This window comes from Arthrobacter sp. Marseille-P9274, assembly GCF_946892675.1.
Classification (GTDB): Bacteria; Actinomycetota; Actinomycetes; order Actinomycetales; family Micrococcaceae; genus Crystallibacter.
In genome coordinates this window covers 25,493-45,486 of sequence record NZ_CAMPOV010000003.1, presented here as the reverse complement: position 1 = coordinate 45,486, position 19,994 = coordinate 25,493, and the positions used below count along the sequence as shown (strand labels likewise).

Below are 19,994 nucleotides of genomic sequence, written 5' to 3'. Positions count from 1 at the left end.
AGGTCGGTTCAAGAATAGCCGCAACCTTCTTGCCGTCCATTCGAATTTGGTGTTTCAGCGGTTGATGCGGTGCAGCAGGCGGAGGGCCTGGCGGGCGGTCGGGCGGTCTTCGGGGCGAGCCGCAGTCATGGCCCCGAGCAGGGCGTTCCAGCGCCGCCCTAAGGTGTAGGGGAGGGCCGGGCCGCGCAGGGAACGGGCGACCATCGACTCCACGGCGGTGCCGGGGAAGGCCTTGGCTCCGGTGAGGCATTCCAGCGTCACCAGGCCCAGGGCATAGATGTCGCTGGCCGCCGTGGCCTTGGTTCCGAACGCCTCTTCGGGGCTGATGTAGTGCGCGGTGCCGGACGTGGACGCCAGGGGCGCATGGCGCCGGCTCGTGGCGACGCCGAAATCGGTCAACCTTGCGACGACGGAAGGCGAGCCGTCGGCGCAGGACGTGACCAGAATGTTCGCCGGTTTGATGTCGTTGTGGACGATGCCTTTCCGGTGCACCTGGACGAGCGCGTCCAGGATGGAGCCCAGCCAGGCGGCGGTCATCGCCGGGGTCGCCGGGCCGGCGTAAAGGATGCTGCGCAGGTTCCGTCCCTCGACCAGTTCCATGACCGTGAACCGCCGCGGCGCATCGCCGTCGTAATCCGCCGGGATCCGCCCATGGTCCCGCACCGGCACGACCGCCCAGTGGTGCAGGCGCCGGTGCATGTCCACTTCGCGCTGGAAGCGCTCGTCGGCGTGGGACGCCTCGGGCCGGAAGATCTTGACGGCGACGCGCTCGCCGGTGCTCAGGTCCTCGGCGTTGTACACCACCGCCTCCGAACCGCTGCCCAGCACGGGGCCGAGCTGGTAGCGCCCGGCGATGGGGCGCGGTCCGGAGGCGGCCGGTGCGGGACGGGTGGTCTCCCTGTGCTTGGTGGCTAGGCCTGGGCGGGTCACCGAAGCACGGCTTCGAGCTCGGCCTCGGTGAGGCCGGCGGCCGTGCGGAGCGCTGTCCGCTCCGTCCCCTGTGCCGCGGCCGCCCTTACGGCCTTGGCCAGCGCTCCCTGGGCGGCGTCCAGTTCCCACTGCAGGCTTTCGAGCCGTGCGGCGGCCAGCCAGACGCCGTCCAAAGGGTGGAAGGTCAGGGCCGGGGCGGTGTCCTTGCGGAAACCGCACGCGCAGGTCCACTCCAGATTGGTGGACGCGGAGGCCGTCGCTTCGGCCAGGATCATGGGACGGCGGCAATGGATGGGCGCCGCCGGCCCTTCGAAGGACTCGGGCGCCGGCGCCATCGCGCCGAAACGGAAGGCCGAATCTGCTGCGCTGCCCTCTCCGTCGAAGACGGAGTGCAGACCGGTTGCCTGGATCGGGTCAACTACTTCAGTCACAGCGAACTCCTAATCGTGCTGATAATTCAGGATGAAAGTATCTCGCCTAACTAGTTATATGGGGGTTTAGCGATTAAGTCCATTCAAGGAGCTTGAGTCCACTCAAGGGCCCGGCGAGTCAGTCGTCGTCCGCGGAGTCGATCGCGTCGACCGCATCGCGCATGCGGGTCAGGAACCCGGCGATGATCTCGGCCTCTGTGGCGGAGAGGGAGCCGGCGACCGCGATCATGCGCTGGTGCATCAGTCCGAGGGTGCGGCGAACCTCCTCGTCCGAGCCGGGGGTGGGGCGAAGGATGAGTGCCCGACGGTCGGTGGGGTGGGGTTCCCGGCGGATGTGGCCGGTCTTGACGAGCCGGTCGATGAGGGTCGTCATGGAGGCCGAGGTGACCCCTAGCTGGGCGCCGAGTTCCTTGGGGCCGACGGCCCTGCCCTGTGCCTCGGCCTGGAGCAGGTACCTTAGGGCCAGCAGGTCCGTTTCGCCCATTCCCATGGAGGAGCGGGTGCGCCTGCGCATGGCGGCCTCGGAAGCGCGGTATTCGCGCAGCGCGTTGAGGACGCCGACGGCACCGGCCTGCTGCTCCGTGTCCTGCGTGTACCAGTAGCCTCCCGCTCCGGCTTTTTCCTGCACGTTCCCGGTCCTTCGATAGACGTAAATCTTGCCTGTCTAGTGATCGATCATAACCATTCACCACCAAGGCTTCCAGCGGCCCGGCGCCTCCCGCCAATTCTTGAGCAGGAATTGCGGTCCCGCAGGGCCTGTCCTTGAGGTTCGCCCGGGAGACTGGGTCAACTGGTAAAAGTACCTGCGTTCCGGCCGGACCGGAACGCAGGTAGTGGCGGAGGAGGGGAGCGTGGCATGAGCACGCAATGTGTCGGGGTCTCCCGGGTCGTGGTGGTGAGCAGGCATGCCCTGGTGGGCGAGCTGCTGGTCGCCTCGCTGGCCCGACACGACGACCTGCAGCCCGCCGGCTTCGCCGGAACGATCGAGCAGGCGGTCGCGCTGTGCCGCGAACAAGCTCCCGACGTGGTGCTCATGGACTACCGGATGCCGGGCGCCACCGGGCTGGACGCCGCGGAGCACATCCTGCAGTGGCTGCCCGGCACGAGGATCATCCTGCTCGCCGACGAACTCTCGTCCGAAGAACTCCTGCGGGTGGTGGAGGCAGGTGTGAGCGGGCTGCTGCCGCTGGACGCCTCGCTGTCATCGGTGCTGGAGGCGTTGCGCTACGCCACGCCCACGGCCATGTCGGTCCACCCCTCCTTCCTGATTCCCTCCTTCGGGGCCGCCGGTGTCACCTTCGACGGCCCGGCACTGACCAGGCGGGAGCTGCAGGTCCTGGGCATCCTGGCGTGCGGGAACGACGCCCGTGCCGCGGCCCGCGACCTCGACATCTCGCTCAACACCTGCCGCGGCTACATCAAGTCGGTGCTCGCCAAGCTCGGCGCGCACAGCCAGCTGGAGGCCGTGGCCACAGCCCGCAACCTGCGGCTCATCGCCTGATCACCGGTGCCGGGCGCCCTGCCCGGCCAGCACCGCCCGGTAGCCAGAGCGGTAGTCCGGGTAGGCGAACTCGAAGCCGGTCCCGCGCAGGCGCCCATTCGAGAGCCTCCGGTTGCCGCCCCTGGCGGCCTTTCCTTCCGTCCCTTCCGGCGCGGAGGTGCCCGTTTCGCGCGCAAGGAAATTTACGACGTCGGACATTTCCGCCGGTGCATCATCCACCCCCACGTAGGTGCCGGGGGAGGCGTCCGAACGGATGAGGTGGACGATGGCGGCGGCGGCGTCGTCGCGGTGGATCCGGTTGGTCGGATGGGATCCCGCCGGGAGGGATGCGGTGCCGGAGCGCACCTGGTCAATGAGCCGGGTCCTACCGGGACCGTAGATGCCCGCCAGGCGAAGGACCAGGCCGTCCGGCCGGCGCCGTCGAAGCAGCTCCTCGGTCTCCAGCAGGACCTTGCCGGTCGAGGTCGCCGGGGCCGGGGGAGTGTCCTCGTCCACCCAGGCCCCGTCCGCGTCGCCGTACACCGCGGTGGAGGAGACCAACAGGATCTTGGCGGGGGCCGCGGGGCCGGAATCGACCGCATCCAGCACGCGCTCCAGGCCGCGCAGGTAGGTGGCCTCGTACGCTTCGACGCTCCGCTCGGGGGCGGCCGGTGCGAACACCACGGCTTCGGTATCCGCCGGCAGCGCGGGCAGAGGTCCGGCCAGATCCGCCCGTACGCCAGCCAACGGAGCGGGCAGGAGCTCGGGCCGCCGACGCCAGCCCTCGACCCGGTAGCCGGCCTCCGCGAAGCGCAGCCCGGCCTCGGTCCCCAGGTCGCCGCAGCCGATGATGACGATGCTTCCGCGCTTTGTGTCCATGCCCGCCCAACGCGCGGCGGCCGCCGCCTTGTTCCGCAACGGGAAGAAAAACGGGAAGAAACGGCGGCCGCCGGGCCCGCGGGCCTACTCCGCGGCGATGGATTCGAGGTCGACGACGAGGTCCGCCCGGTCCCGGGTGGCGCGGATGAGCTCGGCGTTCCGCTCGTCCACCTCGCGGACCCAGGCCTCAGCCGTCTCGGGGGTCTTGCCGAAGCGGAGGTGGCGTTCGGTCAGCCGCTTGATCCGCAGGGCATCGTCCTGCTGGCAGTACCAGACCTCGGTGCACTGCTGCCGCACCTCCCGCCAGCCCGGCCGGTCCAGCAGCAGGTAGTTGCCCTCGGTGATCACGGTTTCCGCAGCGGGGAAGACCGGGACGGTTCCGGCGATCGGCTGCTCGAGCACCCGTTCGAACCCCGGGGCATAGACCACGTGGCCGCGCTCTATCCGCAGCCGCGCGAGCAGGGCGGCATAGCCGTAGGCGTCGAAGGTTTCCGGTGCTCCCTTACGGTCGAGCAGCCCGAGCCGGGTCAGTTCGGCGTCGGACAGGTGGAACCCGTCCATGGGCACATGAGCGAAGCTGCTCTCCTCCGGCGCCTCCCAGACCGCGTTGAGCTCGCGGACCAGGGCCTCTGCGAGGGTGGTCTTGCCTGACCCGGGAGCCCCCACGATGCCGATGACCGCCCGGCCGCCTCGCGCGTCGGCGAGGGACGAGGCGCGTTCCAACAGCTCCGGCAGCGTCATCGGACCGCGTTGGCCTGGAGGTGGTTCGCCATGAAGCGGCGGGAGTGGACGGCGAGGTCGGCGCCGTCGGTCCACAGGTTCCGCCAGATCGCCAGGTCTTTCTCCGTGATGTTCATGTGCTGGGTGTCCAAATGGATCAGGGCGTGGTCGTGGCCGACGTTGTCGGCCAGCCGGAGCACGTCGTGGGCGAGGGTGTTTGTGACGTTGGTATCTTATCGGCCGCAGATCTCCAGGCACAGGGTCGGGCCTGGATCCGGCCGTTTCCCCGGATGACGCGCGGGGACGCCTACATGACCGGACATTCGCCGCGCGTGCCGCGGGCGCCGCCGTCGTGCATAGGATTGCTCCAGACGCAGTTCGGCTGCAGACCCGGGACAGGAGCTTTCCAGTGCTAAACGTCATCAGCTACAACCTCCGTAAGCATGCCGCGAGCGGAGAACTCATGGACCTTAGCGTCAACTACGACGTCGATGTGATGTGCCTGCAGGAGTGCGACACGGAGAAGCTGCCGCACAAACTCGACGACCTGGAACTGGCCGATTCCACCAAGGGCAACCGGCTGGGGCTCGCCATCTACTACCGCCGCCGCCGCTTCACGGCGCTTGAGACCAACACCTTTTCGCTGAAGAAGTCGCTGCACGACTACCTGCTGTCGCCGGCGCACGAGCGGCTGCTCGGGGTGCGGCTGGTGGACGATGAGTCGCAGCGCGAGGTGGTGGTCGGGGACTTCCACGCGGCGCCGCTGACCGCGACCAACTCCCTCCGCCGGCACCAGATCCGCGCCGGCCACGAGGCCTTGCTGGGCATGGGCGGCGCCAAGACGCTCATGGTCGGCGACTTCAACTACCCGTTCTTCACGAAGAGCCTCACCGAGCACCTGAAGGAAACCGGCTACGAACTCTCGCTGAGCAACCGCCAGACCTACACGCGGTACGCCGTCTTCAAGGGGCACTTCGACTTCGCCACCTCGCTGGGGCTGGACATCAAGAGCGTGGAGACCTTGCCGCGCGGAGAGTCGGACCACCTGCCCATCCTGGTGACCGCCGAATACACCTGACGCCCTTGACCCGGCCGTGTCCCCGGGGTGCACTGGAGGTGTTGCCCCGCGCCGGCTCCAGGGAAGGAAATTGGCGATGAAGGCAGGAACACGCGTCAGCTGGAACACCCCGCAGGGCCGGACCCGCGGGAAGGTTATCGAGCGCAAGACCAGCGACTTCCAGCTGGATGGCCATACCTTCCGGGCAAGCGAGGACAATCCCATGTTCGTCGTTGAGTCGGAAGGGTCGGGGGCCCGCGCGGCGCACCGGGCCGACGCCCTGGCAGAGGACTGACATGGCAGCCCGCCACGAGGTCCTGGTCATCGGCGGCGGCAACGCCGGCATCTCGCTGGCCGCGCGGCTGCGGCGGTACAAGGTCGAGGACATTGGGCTGGTCGAGCCGCGTACCACCCACTACTTCCAGCCGTTGTTCTCCCATATCGGCGCGGGCGCCGCCAGGATGAGCGAGGCCGTGCGCGACCAGGCCAAGGTCATGCCGCGCGGGGTCGAATGGATCAGGGGCTCCGTGGCGGACATCCTGCCGGGGGAGAACGCCGTGGTCCTCGCGGACGGGAGCCGGGTGGGCTACGGGCAGCTCGTGGTGTGCCCGGGACTGCAGCTGGACTGGGACGGCGTGCCGGGCCTCGCGGAGGCCATGGCCTCGCCGGACGTGACGTCCAACTACGATCCGGCGATGCCCGGGAAGACCTGGGCGCTGGTGCGGTCCCTGCGGTACGGGACGGCCGTCTTCACGCAGCCGCCCGGTCCCGCCAAGTGCGCCGGCGCGGCCCAGAAAATCGCCTACATGGCCTGCGACTACTGGCGCGAACAGGACGTGCTCCGCGACATCCGGGTGGTCCTCGTGGTTCCAACGCCCACGGTCTTCGGGGTCGAGGGCGTGGACGCGGTGCTCGACGCCAAGGTTGCGGAGTACGGGATCGAACTGCGGACCGGCACCATCCTCGCCGGCGTGGATTCCGCGCGCCGGACGGTGTCCCTGGCCGGCCCGGCGGGGACCGAGGAGCTCGCCTTCGACCTGCTGCACGTGGTGCCGCCGCAGTCCGCGCCGGACTGGCTGAAGTCCACGGCGCTGCCGGCCGCAGGGGATGGCGGCGGCTTCGTGGAGGTGGACCCGGAGCTGCTCAGGCACCGGCGCTACCCGAATGTGTGGTCCCTGGGCGACGCGGCGGCGACGCTGAACTCCAAGTGCGGCGGGGCCCTGCGCAAGCAGGTCAAGGTGCTGGCCAAGAACCTCAAGGCCGTGCTGGCCGGGCGCGAGCCGCAGCAGCGCTACAACCACTACGGCGTCTGTCCGTTCACCCTGACGCGGCACACGGTCCTGTTCGCCGAGTTCGACCACCAGTACCGTCCCATGCCGACGTTCCCCTGGCTGGACCCGGCCAAGGAGCGACGCTGGGCGTGGGTACTGGACCGGCGGATCTTCCCGCAGATCTACTGGCACCTGATCCTTAAGGGGCGTGCCTGACCGGGGGAGGCTACTGCGGGACGATGATCTGCCAGGCGTCCGGCTCCACGGTCCAGGAGCGGCGGGTGTAGGGGCCGTGGATTTCGCCGTCGTCAATGGTGGAAAACGGACCGCGCGTACCGGAAATAACGACGGCGGTGCCTCGCCCGGCCATAACGTCCTTCCTCTTCGCGTGGTTGCCGTCCCTCAGTTCGAGGGCGTAGGCGATCCGGGCCGGGAGGCTGACGGCTTCCCAGACGATGACGTCGACCTGGCCGTCGTGGGGATCGGCCTCGGGGACCAGCCGGGCGCCGCCGCCGATGGTGCCGCCGAGGGCCAGTGCGGCCATCAGGACGGGATCCTCGCCGGAGTGGATGACTCTGCCGTCGACAGTGACTTCCAGGTGCCAGCCCTTCTCGGTGGCGCCGGCCGCGATGGCCCCGGCGGCGTAGCCGAGCTTGCCCAGCTTTACCCGGCCGAAGGCCTTCTTGGCGGAAGCGCCTTTCTGGACCGCCGCGACCCCGATGCCGACGTGGACCGCGTTGACCGCGATGCCGCCGTCGTCGGCCACCAGCAGCTCGATGGGCCGCGGCCGGCCCGCCAGGACGATGGCGGCTGCCTGCTCGGGATCCGGCGGGATGCCGAGGGTGCCCGCCAGGTCGTTGCCGGTGCCGAGCGGGACCAGGCCGAGGGGGCCGGCATCCCGGAGCCGGCCCTTCGTGTGGAGGCACTGCACCGCCGCGTGCAGCGAGCCGTCGCCGCCGAGCACCACCAGCCGCCGCCCGTCCAGGGCGTCGAGCGCGCGGTCCAGCTCCTCGACGCTGTGCGTGGCGGCCGATTCCACCGGGTCGCCGGCGCGGCGGAGCACGCCGAGGGCGGCCTCGACCGCGTTATCGTCGGCGGTTCCGGCCGACGCGTTGACAACAGCCAGAAATCCGGGCCCGGCCATGGTGCCCTCCCGTCGCAGTTTTGGACCCATCATAGGCGCGTTGGGCCGGACCGACGTTGTGGACGCGGCGGGCCGTGCCTCAGCCATCGGCTGGCCGCGGGCCGCAGGTCGGCTGCCCGGAGCCGTGCCCGCCGCCCGAGGTGCTCTGGCATAGTGGTGGGAAGGCCTTGCCCGCGCAGGACCGGCAGGGCCATACGAGGAGGAACCGTGGAGGAGGTAGGCGAGTTCCTGCGCAACCTCGACTCCGGGTGGGTCTATCCCCTCGGTGCGCTGAGCGTAGCCCTGTCCGCGGTCCTGCCGCCCATGCCGAGCACCACGCTCTTCGTGGCCCTCGGTTCCCTCTCGGCAAGCTCGGGCCACCTCAACAGCGTCCTTCTCGCCACCGCCATGTTCGCCGGAGCCGTTGCCGGGGATCTGGCAACGTTCCTGCTGGTGAGGCACGTCAAGCTGCACGAACGCTCTTTCTTCACCAAGCCGCGCTGGCAGTCGGCGTTTCGTTCGGCCGGCCGGCGCTTGAGGGCCAAGGGCCTGCCGTTCGTCCTGGCCTCCCGTTTTGTCCCGCTGGGCAGGCTCTCCCTGAACGTTGCCGCCGCGGCAACCGGGCAGCCGCTGCGCGGTTTCGCGGCCCATTCCGCGCTCGCCGCACTCCTGTGGTCGGCCTATGCCGTCGGTGTTGGTACGTTGTCCGGATCATGGCCGGCGCTGTCCACGGAAGTCGCCGTCCTGCTCGCCATCGTCTTTTCCCTGCTGCTGGGCACGCTGATCAACCATGCGGTGGCGTGGTGGGAGAACCGCGACCAGCCGGCGCCACATTGACGGCATTGTTCCGCCATCAGGCATGGCAGGTCGCCTGCACACGACCCTGAGGGACTGTAGGGAAAGCCGGCGCGGTTCAAATGTGGCGCCGGGCTCCCGCCCCGGTACGGCTAGCGCTGCGGCGAGGTCCGGACGGCGCCGATGCTGGCCGTGATGACCAGGGCGATGGCCACCAGATGGCTCCAGCCGAGTTCCTGGCCCAGTACGGCGAACCCGGCCAGCGCCGCGACTGCGGGAGCCAGGCACGTCAACACCGAGAACGTCGCCGCGGGGATGCGCCGTAGCGCGATGAGCTCGAAGGCGTAGGGGAGCGCTGACGACATCACGGCGACGCCGAGTCCCACGGCGAGAATTACCGGGTCCAGCAGGGCGGTGCCGGCGGTGAGGGCCGCGCCCGGGACGGCGATGACGGTGCCGAAGGCCATGGCGAGCGCGAGGCCGGCCAGGCCGGGGAAGGCGGCGCCGGTGCGGGCGTTGAGCAGGATGAAGAAGGCCCAGCAGGCCGCGGCACCCAGGGCAAACAGGACGCCGAGGGGGTCGATGCCGCCGTCGGTGCCCCCGCGGCTGATCAAGGCGACACCGGCGAATGCGAGCAGGGCCCAGAGGACGGCGATCCAGCGCCGGCTGGCGACCACGGAGAGCACCAGCGGGCCCAGCACCTCGAGGGTGACGGCCACGCCGAGCGGCAGCCGGTCGATCGCCGCATAGAAAAACGAGTTCATGGCCGCCATCGCCACGCCGAACCCCGCCGCGGTCCACCACGCCGCCCTGCCATGCCCGCGCAGCCTGGGCCGGGCAAAAGCCAGGAGGACCACGGCCGAGAAGAACAGCCGCAGGAAGACCATGCCGAGCGGCCCGGCGGCCGGAAAGACCAGCACGGCCAGCGCGGCGCCGACCTGCTGGCACAGGATTGCCGCCAGGACCAGCCCCAGCGCACCCGCGTAACCCGGCGTCACGGTGGAGGCGGCGGCAAGCGGGCGCGTCAGTGGGCCTCGCGGTACTCGTGCAGCAGCCGCGCCTCGGTCGAAGCCAACCGGCGCCCGCCGGCACTATGTCGGGCCCGCTCGCGCCGGGCGTGGCAAAGCCATTTCATGATGGCATCCTAGCGGCGCGGAGTGGGCGTCCCTACTGGCGGCCTACCTAAGCGTCTGGCAGTGTGGGATGCAGCCGGTTCCGGCGTCCATAGCACCGATGTTCAAGGAGATGAGCCGATGGCCGATTCGCTCGCATCGACGGAGCAGCCCTCAGAGGAGCGCGCCGCAGACGTCGCCGACAGCGAGGCCGTACCGGAGGAGGCCGCCGAGGCCCTCGCCCGGAAATCAGCTACGACGAACAGTTTACTCCCGCCGCCCCCGGCAGCTGCGGCCGCGGGCCCGCCGTCGTCCGTGGACGCCCGGCCAGCCCCGTTCGAAGCGGACGCGCGCAATCCCGTCTACGTGGAGTGGCTGCGCAACGGTCGATGCTCGGTGACGCGAAGGTCATCGCACGCCAGCTCTCCGGCCAGGCGAGCATGTGGCAGAACCCCTTCGCCTACCCGAACCCCCGCGCGGCCGTGGACCGGGCGTCCGTGTGGTTCACCGCCTACCCGCTTTCGCTCATCACCGGGCCGGCGCAGACGTTCCTGGCGGCGCTCGGCGACCCGGGGCTGTGGCAGGCGTTCGAGCAGATCGGGATCAAGGCCATCCACACCGGGCCGGTGAAGCTGGCCGGCGGGCTCAAGGGCTGGGAGCACACGCCCAGCGTGGACGGGCATTTCGACCGGATCAGCATGGCGATCGATCCCCTGTTCGGCACCGAGGACGAGTTCCGCGCGATGTGCGAGGTGGCCACCGAGCATGGCGGCACCATCGTGGACGACATCGTCCCCGGCCACACGGGCAAGGGCGCGGACTTCCGGCTCGCGGAGATGAACTATCGGGACTACCCGGGCATCTACCACATGATCGACATTCCGGAATCGGACTGGCACCTGCTGCCGGACGTTCCCGACGGCGAAGATGCCGTTAACATCGACGCCGACACGGAGCGGGCGCTGCAGCAGGCCGGATACATCATCGGCGAACTGCAGCGCGTCATCTTCTACGAGCCGGGCGTGAAGGAAACCAACTGGAGCGCCACGCGCGCGGTCATGGACACCAACGGCCAGATGCGGCGCTGGGTCTACCTGCATTACTTCAAGGCGGGGCAGCCCTCGATCAACTGGCTGGACCCGACGTTCTCCGGCATGCGCATGGTCATGGGTGACGCCCTGCACTCGCTCGTGGACCTCGGCACCGGCGCGCTGCGGCTGGACGCCAACGGCTTCCTCGGCGTGGAGAAAAGCGCGGAGGAGCGGCCGGGCTGGTCCGAGGGACACCCGCTCTCCGAAGCGGCCAACCAGATCATCGGCAGCATGGTCCGTAAGGTCGGCGGGTTCACCTTCCAGGAGCTCAACCTCAGCATCGACGACATCAAGGCGACGTCGGAGACCGGGCCGGACCTCTCCTACGACTTCGTCACCCGGCCCGCGTACCACCACGCGCTGGTGATGGCGGATACCGAGTTCCTGCGGCTGACCCTGCGCCAGGCCATGGAGATCGGCGTGGACCAGGCCTCCCTGGTGCACGCGATGCAGAACCATGACGAGCTGACCTACGAGCTGGTCCACTTCATCACCAAGCACAAGGAGGAGGTCTTCGAGTACGACGGCGGCGAACTCACCGGTGCGGAGCTCGCCCACCGGATCCAGCAGGACCTCCGGGACGGCATCACGGGCGAGGCGGCGCCGTACAACCTGGTGTTCACGGCCAACGGCATCGCCTGCACCACGGCCAGCGTGATCACCGCGGTCCTGGGCATCCGCGACTTCAACGCGATCACGGTTGAGGACGTCGACCGGATCCGCCGCGTCCACCTCCTGCTGGCCATGTACAACGCGCTGCAGCCGGGCGTCTTCGCGCTCTCCGGCTGGGACCTCTGCGGCATGCTGACGTTGGACCGGTCCAAGGTGGCCGAGCTGCTCTCCCGCGGCGATACCCGCTGGATCAACCGCGGCGCCCACGACCTAATGGGCTTCAACCCCTCCGCCCAGACCTCGGCCGCCGGCATGCCGAAGGCCAAGGCCCTCTACGGCACGCTGCCGGAGCAGATGGAGGACGAGGACTCCTTTGCCCGGCAGCTCGCACGCATCCTGGCCGTCCGCGAGCAGCACGGCATCGCCAAGAGCGGGCTGATCGACGTGCCGGACGTCTCGCACCGGGGCATGCTCGTGATGGTGCACGACCTTCCCTCGGGCGACCGCGAGGTCACGGTGCTGAACTTCTCCGACCAGGACATCGCCGGCACGGTCCGCTCCGAGCTGCTGGCCACCGGCGCCGAAGTGACGGACGCGTTCAGCGGCGACTCGGTCGGAACGGTGGATGACCTGCACAGCTTCTACATCCAGCTGGAGGCCTACCAGGGCACCGCCCTGCTGGTGGTGGCTCCGGAACCGGAAGAGGAGAACGACGGCGAAGCGTCCGAGAGCGCGGACCGCGCCTAGGTGACCGGCACGGCGTGACGGGTACGACGACGGCGGCCGGCTGGCCGCCGCCGTCGTACCTGGCCTAGAGCTCGAGGTCGCCGAACCCGCCGTCGGCGTCACCGAAGAAACCGCCGAAGCCGCCCTGATCCCCGAAGCCTTCGCCGGCGGACGCGATCCCGTCGCCGACTCCCTCGGCGGCACCGGCAATCCCCTCGCCGATGCCGCTGAATCCCTCCAGCAGGGGCCCGGCGATGGCCGAGCCGACGAAACCGGCGGCGACGCCGGCCAGGAGGCCCGCGCCCAGGCCGCCGGCCGCGCCCGCAGCACCCGCGGCGAGCCGGCCGCCGCCCTGCCCGCCGCGGCCGAGGATGCGCTCCATGAACCCGGGGCGGGAGATCTCGGCGCGGGTCGCGGTGCGGGCCAGGACCTCCGGCCGGTCCGAGCCGGCCTGTTCCGAGGCCGGCAGCTGGCTGTTGAGCTCGTCCCGGAGCATCGCCCGTTGCTGCGGGGTCAGCCGGCTGAAGGCCTCGGCGTGCGCGCGCTCCATATCCTGCGGCGGGGCGGTGTGCAGCATGTACTTGTACTTCGCGATCGCCGCCTGGTCGGCGTTCTGGCCCTGCCCCTGCATCGGGCGGCCGCCGGGCTGGTTCGGGGCCGAGGGATACTGCGGGCGGCCGTAACCCTGGTTCTGGCCGTAGCCGGATTGGCCGTAGCCGGATTGGCCGTAGCCTTGGTTCTGGCCGTAGCCCTGGTTCTGGCCGTAACTGCCCTGGTTTCCGCCGGACGGACGCTGCTGGCCGGTGCGGCGGGCCAGTTGTTCCTTCGCGTACTGCATGGCCATGGTCTTGCCCCTGCGGACCAGCTTGTCGAACATTCCCACGTGCGGCTCCTTTGGTTGGTGTGGTCGGACCGTTGTGCGATCAGGCCCCACCTTCTTAACCCCCCGCCTCCGGCATGAGTTCCGCGGCCCGCGGCGCCCCTCAAATCGGTCGCAGGCGCACCGCCGGCCGGCAGGGGAGGCTAGCCTGAATGCATGGCTCATTCTGCGACGCACTCCACGACCCGCATTGTGCTGGCCGAACGGCCCGAGGGCACGCCGACCGAATCGACCTTCCGCACCGAGACAGCCGAGCTGCCGGCGCCGGCCGAGGGGCAGCTGGTGGTGCGCAACCGGTACATCTCGTTGGATCCGTACATGCGGGGCCGGATGAGCGCGGCCAAGTCCTACGCCAAACCGACGCCGATCGGGGACGTCCTCCCCGCCGAGACCGTGGCCGAGGTGGTGGAGAGCGGGCACCCGGACTTCGCCGCCGGCCAGCTGGTGGTGACCTACGGCGGGTGGCAAAGCGCCGCCGTCGTGCCCGGAAAGATGGCGCGCCGCATTGCGGACAACGGACTGCCGGAGTCCACCGCGCTCGGTGTCCTCGGTATGCCGGGCTTCACCGCCTACTCGGGCATGGCGGAGATCGGCAGGATCCAGGCGGGCGAGACGCTCGTGGTGGCGGCGGCCGCGGGGCCGGTCGGCTCGGCCGTCGGACAGCTGGCCAAGGCGGCCGGCGCCCGGGCCGTGGGCATTGCCGGCGGCGCCGAGAAGTGCGCCTACCTGGTGGAGGAACTCGGCTTCGACGCCGCCGTGGACCACCGCTCCGCCGACTTCGCCGACCGGCTGAAGGCTGCCTGCCGCGACGGCATCGACGTGTACTGGGAGAACGTCGGCCGCAAGGTCCTCGAGGCGGTGCTGCCGCTGCTGAACCTCTACGGGCGGATGCCGGTCTGCGGGATGGTGGCGCAGTACAACGCCACCGGAGTCCCGGAGGGGCCGGACCGGCTACCCGGTTTCATGCGCGCCGTCCTCAACCAGAGCCTGACCGTGCGTGGCTTCATCCAGACCGAGTTCCGCGCCAAGCACTGGGACGGCTTCCAGCAGGACATGGCCCGGCTGGTCGCCGAGGGGCGGATGAAGTACCGCGAGGACGTGGTCGAGGGCCTCGAGAGTGCCCCGAAGGCCTTCACCGGACTGCTCGAAGGGCACAACTTCGGCAAGCTGCTGATCAAGGTCTGATGGCCGCACCTTCCGCGAGCCTGGCGAGCTTGTCCGGGTTCCGCACAATGTAGACGCCGGTGACCTGGCCGTCCCGGACCTCGACCATCGCGGCCAGATCCAGCCGGCTCCCGCTGAAGAGCAGCAGGCCGGGCAGGCTGTTGAGGGTGGAGAATTCCACACGCATGTCCGGCAGGCTCTTGGAAGCGAGGCCGGCCAGGAACCGGGCCACGCGGTCCGCCCCCTGCACGGGCCTGCGCGCAGCGGAAACCTTGCCGCCGCCGTCGGACAGCAGCACGGCGCCCGGGGCGAGCAGGTCCATCAGGGACTGCAGGTCCCCGCCGAGCGTGGCCGCCATGAACTGGTCCGCGACCTGGCGCTGCCGGGCGGTGTCGACGTCGAACCGCGGCTGCCGTTCCCTTACGTGCTCCTTGGCGCGGTGCGCCAGCTGGCGCACGGCGGCGGCGGACTTGCCGGTGGCGTCGGCGATGTCGGTGTAGGGGAAGTCGAAGACCTCGCGCAGCACGAAGACGGCACGCTCATCCGGCGTTAGCGACTCGAGCACCACCAGCATCGCGACCGAGAGCGCCTCGCCCAGCACGGCGTCTTCGGCGACATCGGGCCCGGTCAGGATCGGCTCGGGCAGCCACGGACCGACGTAGTCCTCGCGCCGCCGCCGGGCGGAACGGAGCGAGTTCAGCGCGGTCCGGGTTGCGACTTTAGCGAGGTAGGCGCGCGCGTTGTGCACGTCGTCGTCCGCTATCTCCGCCCACTTCAGGTAGCTGTCCTGGACCACGTCCTCGGCATCCGTTGCCGTGCCGGTGATCTCGTAGGCGATGGCGAAGAGCAGCGAGCGGTGCTCTTCGAAGGCCTCGGCGGAGCCCATTCAGCGTGCCCCTGCCGGTTCCAGTGCCGCCGCCGGGCGGGGTCCCTTGGGCCAGCCGTACGAGCCGCCGCGGGCCTCCTTGCGGATCCACGACATTGTCATCCGGCACACCTGTTCCTTCACCATGGCCCCCATTCTGCCGCGCAGCGCCAGGCCGCGCGGCCGGTCGTCGGCATGCACCAGCTGGATCAGCCCCGCCGAGCGGCCCAGGCTGATGCACCTCACGATAAACCCGCCGGAGAAGGATTCGGGAGCGCGGCCCAGCATCCGGTCCGCGATGGCGTCCGCCGCGTGCGCGCCGAGCGGCATGGCAGTGGCGCAGGCCATCCGCAGGTGGGCGCCGACCGAGTCCGGGAGCCGGGCCGCGTCCCCGGCGCCGAAGATTTCGGGATGCCCGGGCACCGAAAGCGCCTCGTCCACCAGCAGCCGGCCGTGTTCCTCGGTGGGCAGGCCGCTGTCCCGCGCCAGCTCCGGCGTGGCGAATCCCGCGGTCCACACGATCAGGTCCTCCGGCGCCAGGCTCTCCGGGGCGGTTTCCGCGGACGACGGCGGCAGGTGCGTTCCGTCCGGACGTTGCGCCTCGGTGTTGTCCACCAGCGCGACGCCGAGGCCGGCCAGCCTCCTCCGCAGCTCGCGCCGTCCGCTCGCAGACAGGTCGGACCCGATGGTGCCGCGCGATACCAGCCGGACCCGCAGACGCGGATGCCGCTCCGCGATTTCCGAGGCGGCCTCGATTCCAGTCAGTCCGCCGCCGACCACGTTTACCACCGCACCCGGTGCCAGGCCGGCCAGCCGGGCCCGCAGCAGCGCGGCCGATTCCTCGTCCGCCAGGCCGCCGGCACCCGCGGCCGCGTGGCTGGAACTGCCCGCCGCGTAGAGCAGCGAGTCGTAGCCCAGTGGTTCCCGGCCATCCGTGAAGTGGACCAGCCGCGCGTCCGGATCGATCCGCGCGGCCCGCCCGACGACGATGGCCACGTCCGGGTGCAGCAGCGATTCCAGCGGCAACGAGGCGGTTTTCCTGGTCCCGGCGGCGACCTCGTGCAGCCGGATCCGTTCGACGAAGTCCGGCCGCGGATTGACCACCGTGACGCCCGCGCGGCCGGCCAGCTCATTGTTTGCCGCGAGCCGGTTCGCCGCCAGCACTCCCGCATAGCCGGCTCCGATTATGACTACCCGCTGTACAGCCACCGTAAACTCCTTTGTTCGATTCAGACCGACATACCCAAGACACCGGCCGCGCGGGATTTGTGACATGATCGGCCGAATGGAGCCACTGAGCAGCCGCATCATTCTTCGCCCCTCCGATCCCGGCAAGAGCCAGGCCTTCTACCGGGACACCCTCGGCCTGGCCGTCTACCGCGAGTTCGGCGACCCGAAGGACCCGGGACAGGTCTTCTTCCTGGGCAACGGGATGCTCGAAGTGTCCGGCCGGCGGGACGCCGAAGGGCCCGGGCGGATGGAGCTGTGGATTCAGGTCCGGGACGTGCACGCCGAGCACCGCCGGCTGGAGGAAGCGGGAGTGCAGATTCTTCGCGCGCCGCAGCAGGAGCCGTGGGGCCTGATCGAAATGTGGATCGCCGATCCGGACGGTGTGCGCATCGTCCTCGTCGAGGTCCCCGCCGACCACCCGCTCCGCCGCGACCAGCGGGATCCCGCCGCCATGTGAGGCCGGGGGGAATCTGCCCCTGGCCGGCCGCGGGGCACGCGCTAGCGCAGCGTCTGCCGCCTCGGCCTGCCCGCCGCGAAGAACGTCGTCTTGGCGATCAGCGCGAGCACCCCCAGGTCCAGCAACATCTGCACCGTTACCACGGCGCGGGCCGTGTCGTTCACGGGTGTGATGTCGCCGAACCCCACCGTGGCGAAGGTGGATGACGTGAAGTAGAGCGCATCCAACCGTCCGAGCGGCTCGGTGAACGCGTTCGGATCCGTCGCGGCGAGCGAGAGGTAGAGCAGTGCGAACAGGCAGATAAAGAGCACCACGAGTTCGATGACGAATTCCACAGCCCGCAGCCGCGGTGTGCCGGCCGCGAGGATCCTCCACACGGCGAACGCCATCGCGGCACTGAAAACCAGGACGACAGCGGCCAGCCGCAGCCATGGGCCAAGGTTGGCGCCTTGGCGGAAGCCGCCGATCGGCAGGAGGAAATACGCCGCCAGCACAACGACCAGGACGGCGGTTGTCCGTCCCGCCGACGCGGCCACGAGCTTGACCAGCGATCGGTTCATGCGCGAATCATAGCGCTCTGGTCGCGCAGGGGCATGATCAGCGGGGGATGAGCCGGAACAGGAAGCGCGTCCGGACCATGACCCAGAGCAGCGCCAGCACCGCGGCATAGGCCAAGGTGTTGAGCCAGATCCTGCCCTCGTTCAGCACCTGGATGTTGTCGATGACCAGCACCAGGAACACGTGCATGATGAAGACGTAGAGCGTCGCCTGGCCGAGGGGAATCAGCAGCCAGCCCAGGGCCCGCTTCAGCAGCGCCCAGTAGGCGCTGAGCAGGGCGTACCCGGCGACGACGATCACCAGGACGTTCAGCAGCCTGCCCGGACCAAGGAACGTCCGGTTGAAGTAGCGGTCGTAGACGTCCTGGTAGAGCGCATCCGGCAGCAACGCCAGCCGCACGTCGTAGGCGTTGGCCAGGTAGGGGTTGCACCAGGAGAACAGGGCGAGCAGCGCCGCCAGCAGGACGCAGGCCCCGAGCACGATCCGGTGCCGGGCGAACCAGGCGACGATCGCGCGGCGGTGGTAGCCGGTCACCATCCCGACGACGAACAGCAACTGCCACACGAGCAGCGGGAAGGAGTCCTCGAACTGTGACGGCAGCAGGCGCAGCCGGGTGGTTGAGCCGAGGACGTAGAGCGTGGTGCTGAGCAGGAGGACCAGCCAGGCCTTCTTTCGCGCCAGCGCCGCGAGGATCAGCGGGCTTGCCAGCAATAGGATCACGTACAGGCCCATGATGTTGAACTGCCACGGGCCGAACTGCAGGCTGAGGATCTGCGGCACCACGTTGCCCGGCACCGGATACTGCAGGATGCCGTCCATGCCGGCATAGAGGTCGTAGGTGCGGCCGGCGGCGGCGCGCCCCGCGGCGCCGGTGCCCTGGTCGGAGAAGGTGGTGACGGCGTCGGATTCCACGGACGGCAGCCAGCTCAGCGCAAAGATCGCCACCACCACGGCCAGCGCGGTCAGGTAGAGTTTTCCGGCCCGCCGCGCCGTGGCATCCACGACGTCGCCGAGGCCGTCCGCGGCGCGCGGGCCATAGACCATGCCGAGCACGGTGCCGGAGAGCAGCACGAACAGTTCGGCCCCGGACACCACGCCGATGGCTTCCTGGCTGAGCAGCTGGAACAGGGAGACCAGGCCCAGATGGTTGACCACGACGAAGACGATGGCGATGCCGCGGAGCAGGTCCACGCGCAGGTCCCGCCTCGTCTCCTCCGCGTAGGCCCAGGACCGGGCAGCTCCCCGGCGGGTCGGGAGGAACCACAGGATGGCCGCGGCCGCGAGCGTTCCGGCGACCGCGACCCACGCCGGGATGCCGCTGAGCGCGGTCCCTTCGCCCGGTGCCCCGGTACCGGCGGCCCGCTCGGTGACCGGGCCGATGACCAGGGCCGAGTCGGCAAGGTCGGCCCGGAAGGCAGCGGCCTGAGTGCCATCGAAGCTGACCCTCCAGTCCACGGTGGTCTCGCCGAGCGCGCGCTGCGTCGTCGTCTCCGTCCAGACGACGGCGCCGATCCTGCGGTGGTCCGTCGAGGCCGACTCGAAGACCTGCTGCCACCAGGCGCTCTTGATCGCCGTCGCCCCGGCACCCCCGGCGCCGGGGCTGAAGAACGCGGCGGTGCGGACCATGAGCGGCTTGCCGGTCTCCACGGCGTAACGCTTGTAGAAGTCCTTGGAATCCAGCAGTCCCGCGAAGGCTCCGGCCTGCGGGACGGTGTTGGCCGCGGGTCCGCCGCGAGTCTCGTCGTGGAAGGCGGAGAGCCCCACCCAGTCCACCGCGGCGTCGCCCGGATAGTAGGGAGCGTACGCGTCGTCGGCCTGGTTCCATACGCCGTCGGAGTTCGTGTCCAGCAGGCTGAACCCGTCGCTGCCGGGCTGGGGAGCGTGCTTGCTCTTGCCGTACGGGTAGTCCAGCGCGGCGTACGGCGACCACACCATGACGGCGCCGGGAAGCCGCTCGTGGACGGCGTCGGACACCGCCCGGAACGCCGCCGTATAAGCGGCGGGCTGCTGGCCCCAGGCCATCCAACTGCTGTTCATGTCCGGAGCGAAACGGACGAACAGCATCCCCTCGAACCCCTCGCTCAGAGACTGCAGCCTCTCGGCCAGCTTGGAAGCCTCGGCGGCATCGATTTGCGCCAGGGGAACGGTTGGGTGGATCGAGAGCACGGCGTGCGATCCCTCCGCCGCGGCCTGCTGCAGGAAGTCCTCGAGGTAGCGCCGCTCCGTGTCCTGGAGCGGCCACGGCATCTCGTGGTCGTAGACCGCCGCGGACGCTTCCAGCCGGTCGGCGTAGGCCCGCGCGCTGTCGGAACCCCAGTCCAGCTCGGCGCCGAACAGCGAGGCGTCGGGTTCCGCCGGAGCCTGGTCCTGTCCTGCCTCGCTGCCAGGGACGGCGGCATGTGCCGCGGTGCTGCCCGGCAGCATCGCGGCTCCGATTGCCATCACGACGGCGGCGAGTGCCGAAACGTAAAACCAGCGCCTGATCAGGCCAAAAAGTGAAGTCCGTAGGGGATCCGCTGCCACGGCAATACCCTACAGCCGGGGGTGGCCTGCGGGAGGGCCGAATCAGGCAACGGGGACACAAACGGCAGAAAAGGCTCTGGCCCCGGAAGC

At 69.8% G+C, this 19,994-nt stretch carries 20 protein-coding genes and 1 pseudogene; 8 read left to right on the top strand and 13 right to left on the bottom strand.

Annotated elements, in window-relative coordinates; all coding sequences use genetic code 11:
• Positions 1-54: 54 nt before the first annotated feature.
• The 3 genes from OC550_RS17590 to OC550_RS17580 all read right to left on the bottom strand — a co-directional run bounded on the left by OC550_RS17590 (position 55) and on the right by OC550_RS17580 (position 1,989).
• Positions 55-930 (bottom strand): serine/threonine-protein kinase, encoded by an 876-nt coding sequence (locus OC550_RS17590; RefSeq protein ID WP_262107235.1) that lies wholly within the window; start codon positions 928-930, stop codon positions 55-57.
• Entirely contained in the window at positions 927-1,361 is a 435-nt protein-coding gene (locus OC550_RS17585; protein WP_262107234.1) for a hypothetical protein, read from the bottom strand. The genes OC550_RS17590 and OC550_RS17585 overlap by 4 nt, the downstream gene beginning before the upstream one ends.
• A 118-nt stretch (positions 1,362-1,479) precedes the next feature.
• On the bottom strand, positions 1,480-1,989 hold the full coding sequence (locus OC550_RS17580) for a MarR family winged helix-turn-helix transcriptional regulator (RefSeq protein ID WP_262107233.1): 510 nt from the start codon (positions 1,987-1,989) through the stop codon (positions 1,480-1,482).
• Positions 1,990-2,217: 228 nt separating this feature from the next.
• Between OC550_RS17580 and OC550_RS17575 the strand changes: the two genes are divergently transcribed.
• Positions 2,218-2,862 (top strand): response regulator transcription factor, encoded by a 645-nt coding sequence (locus OC550_RS17575; RefSeq protein WP_262107232.1) that lies wholly within the window; start codon positions 2,218-2,220, stop codon positions 2,860-2,862.
• Here the strand turns inward: OC550_RS17575 and OC550_RS17570 are convergent, their stop codons facing one another.
• The 3 genes from OC550_RS17570 to OC550_RS17560 all read right to left on the bottom strand — a co-directional run bounded on the left by OC550_RS17570 (position 2,863) and on the right by OC550_RS17560 (position 4,640).
• Positions 2,863-3,720, bottom strand: a complete 858-nt coding sequence (locus OC550_RS17570; protein WP_262107231.1) for an SDR family oxidoreductase — start codon at positions 3,718-3,720, stop codon at positions 2,863-2,865. It lies immediately after the preceding gene.
• A gap of 84 nt (positions 3,721-3,804) precedes the next feature.
• Positions 3,805-4,461 (bottom strand): nucleoside/nucleotide kinase family protein, encoded by a 657-nt coding sequence (locus OC550_RS17565; protein ID WP_262107230.1) that lies wholly within the window; start codon positions 4,459-4,461, stop codon positions 3,805-3,807.
• Complete coding sequence (locus tag OC550_RS17560; RefSeq protein ID WP_262107229.1) at positions 4,458-4,640, bottom strand: hypothetical protein; 183 nt, start codon at positions 4,638-4,640, stop codon at positions 4,458-4,460. The genes OC550_RS17565 and OC550_RS17560 overlap by 4 nt, the downstream gene beginning before the upstream one ends.
• Before the next feature lie 209 nt (positions 4,641-4,849).
• On the opposite strand from OC550_RS17560, the gene OC550_RS17555 reads away from it, so the two are divergent.
• The 3 genes from OC550_RS17555 to OC550_RS17545 all read left to right on the top strand — a co-directional run bounded on the left by OC550_RS17555 (position 4,850) and on the right by OC550_RS17545 (position 6,984).
• Positions 4,850-5,518 (top strand): endonuclease/exonuclease/phosphatase family protein, encoded by a 669-nt coding sequence (locus tag OC550_RS17555; RefSeq protein ID WP_262107228.1) that lies wholly within the window; start codon positions 4,850-4,852, stop codon positions 5,516-5,518.
• 70 nt (positions 5,519-5,588) lie between these two features.
• On the top strand, positions 5,589-5,792 hold the full coding sequence (locus OC550_RS17550; protein WP_262107227.1) for a DUF2945 domain-containing protein: 204 nt from the start codon (positions 5,589-5,591) through the stop codon (positions 5,790-5,792).
• Between the two features lies 1 nt (position 5,793).
• Entirely contained in the window at positions 5,794-6,984 is a 1,191-nt protein-coding gene (locus OC550_RS17545) for an NAD(P)/FAD-dependent oxidoreductase (protein ID WP_262107226.1), read from the top strand.
• Between the two features lie 10 nt (positions 6,985-6,994).
• Here the strand turns inward: OC550_RS17545 and OC550_RS17540 are convergent, their stop codons facing one another.
• Positions 6,995-7,912 carry a diacylglycerol kinase family protein gene (locus OC550_RS17540; protein ID WP_262107225.1) on the bottom strand — a complete coding sequence of 306 codons (918 nt, stop codon included), beginning with the start codon at positions 7,910-7,912 and terminating at the stop codon, positions 6,995-6,997.
• 207 nt (positions 7,913-8,119) lie between these two features.
• Here OC550_RS17540 and OC550_RS17535 point away from each other — a divergent pair, with 207 nt between their 5' ends.
• Positions 8,120-8,728, top strand: coding sequence for a DedA family protein (locus OC550_RS17535; RefSeq protein WP_262107224.1), 609 nt, complete (start codon positions 8,120-8,122; stop codon positions 8,726-8,728).
• 110 nt (positions 8,729-8,838) lie between these two features.
• Here OC550_RS17535 and OC550_RS17530 read toward each other — a convergent pair whose 3' ends face one another.
• Positions 8,839-9,684 (bottom strand): DMT family transporter, encoded by an 846-nt coding sequence (locus OC550_RS17530; RefSeq protein ID WP_262107223.1) that lies wholly within the window; start codon positions 9,682-9,684, stop codon positions 8,839-8,841.
• Positions 9,685-9,939: 255 nt separating this feature from the next.
• Between OC550_RS17530 and treS the strand changes: the two are divergent.
• Positions 9,940-12,248, top strand: a pseudogene (gene treS, locus OC550_RS17525) (maltose alpha-D-glucosyltransferase).
• A gap of 64 nt (positions 12,249-12,312) precedes the next feature.
• Here treS and OC550_RS17520 read toward each other — a convergent pair.
• The gene (locus OC550_RS17520) at positions 12,313-13,104 is read right to left on the bottom strand and encodes a hypothetical protein (protein ID WP_262107766.1); all 792 of its coding nucleotides are present in this window, start codon (positions 13,102-13,104) and stop codon (positions 12,313-12,315) included.
• A 159-nt stretch (positions 13,105-13,263) separates the two neighbouring features.
• On the opposite strand from OC550_RS17520, the gene OC550_RS17515 reads away from it, so the two are divergent.
• Positions 13,264-14,292 carry an NADP-dependent oxidoreductase gene (locus tag OC550_RS17515; protein ID WP_262107222.1) on the top strand — a complete coding sequence of 343 codons (1,029 nt, stop codon included), beginning with the start codon at positions 13,264-13,266 and terminating at the stop codon, positions 14,290-14,292.
• Here OC550_RS17515 and OC550_RS17510 read toward each other — a convergent pair.
• Both OC550_RS17510 and OC550_RS17505 read right to left on the bottom strand, forming a co-directional pair.
• The gene (locus tag OC550_RS17510; protein ID WP_262107221.1) at positions 14,282-15,157 is read right to left on the bottom strand and encodes an RNA polymerase sigma-70 factor; all 876 of its coding nucleotides are present in this window, start codon (positions 15,155-15,157) and stop codon (positions 14,282-14,284) included. The genes OC550_RS17515 and OC550_RS17510 overlap by 11 nt on opposite strands.
• Positions 15,158-16,345, bottom strand: coding sequence for an NAD(P)/FAD-dependent oxidoreductase (locus OC550_RS17505; RefSeq protein ID WP_262107220.1), 1,188 nt, complete (start codon positions 16,343-16,345; stop codon positions 15,158-15,160).
• A 76-nt stretch (positions 16,346-16,421) separates the two neighbouring features.
• On the opposite strand from OC550_RS17505, the gene OC550_RS17500 reads away from it, so the two are divergent.
• The gene (locus OC550_RS17500) at positions 16,422-16,823 is read left to right on the top strand and encodes a VOC family protein (RefSeq protein ID WP_262107219.1); all 402 of its coding nucleotides are present in this window, start codon (positions 16,422-16,424) and stop codon (positions 16,821-16,823) included.
• A 41-nt stretch (positions 16,824-16,864) separates the two neighbouring features.
• Here OC550_RS17500 and OC550_RS17495 read toward each other — a convergent pair whose 3' ends face one another.
• Together OC550_RS17495 and opgC are read right to left on the bottom strand one after the other, a co-directional pair.
• On the bottom strand, positions 16,865-17,383 hold the full coding sequence (locus OC550_RS17495) for a potassium channel family protein (RefSeq protein WP_262107218.1): 519 nt from the start codon (positions 17,381-17,383) through the stop codon (positions 16,865-16,867).
• A 37-nt stretch (positions 17,384-17,420) separates the two neighbouring features.
• On the bottom strand, positions 17,421-19,904 hold the full coding sequence (opgC, locus tag OC550_RS17490) for an OpgC domain-containing protein (RefSeq protein ID WP_306556945.1): 2,484 nt from the start codon (positions 19,902-19,904) through the stop codon (positions 17,421-17,423).
• Between the last annotated feature and the right edge of the window lie 90 nt (positions 19,905-19,994).

Coding starts and splice junctions, on each gene's coding strand:
- OC550_RS17540 (WP_262107225.1), bottom strand. CDS start 7,912: ATGGCCGGGCCCGGATTTCTGGCTGTTGTCAACGCGTCGGCCGGAACC.
- OC550_RS17575 (WP_262107232.1), top strand. CDS start 2,218: ATGAGCACGCAATGTGTCGGGGTCTCCCGGGTCGTGGTGGTGAGCAGG.
- OC550_RS17520 (WP_262107766.1), bottom strand. CDS start 13,104: ATGTTCGACAAGCTGGTCCGCAGGGGCAAGACCATGGCCATGCAGTAC.
- OC550_RS17515 (WP_262107222.1), top strand. CDS start 13,264: ATGGCTCATTCTGCGACGCACTCCACGACCCGCATTGTGCTGGCCGAA.
- OC550_RS17570 (WP_262107231.1), bottom strand. CDS start 3,720: ATGGACACAAAGCGCGGAAGCATCGTCATCATCGGCTGCGGCGACCTG.
- OC550_RS17545 (WP_262107226.1), top strand. CDS start 5,794: ATGGCAGCCCGCCACGAGGTCCTGGTCATCGGCGGCGGCAACGCCGGC.
- OC550_RS17510 (WP_262107221.1), bottom strand. CDS start 15,157: ATGGGCTCCGCCGAGGCCTTCGAAGAGCACCGCTCGCTGCTCTTCGCC.
- OC550_RS17565 (WP_262107230.1), bottom strand. CDS start 4,461: ATGACGCTGCCGGAGCTGTTGGAACGCGCCTCGTCCCTCGCCGACGCG.
- OC550_RS17500 (WP_262107219.1), top strand. CDS start 16,422: ATGGAGCCACTGAGCAGCCGCATCATTCTTCGCCCCTCCGATCCCGGC.
- OC550_RS17495 (WP_262107218.1), bottom strand. CDS start 17,383: ATGAACCGATCGCTGGTCAAGCTCGTGGCCGCGTCGGCGGGACGGACA.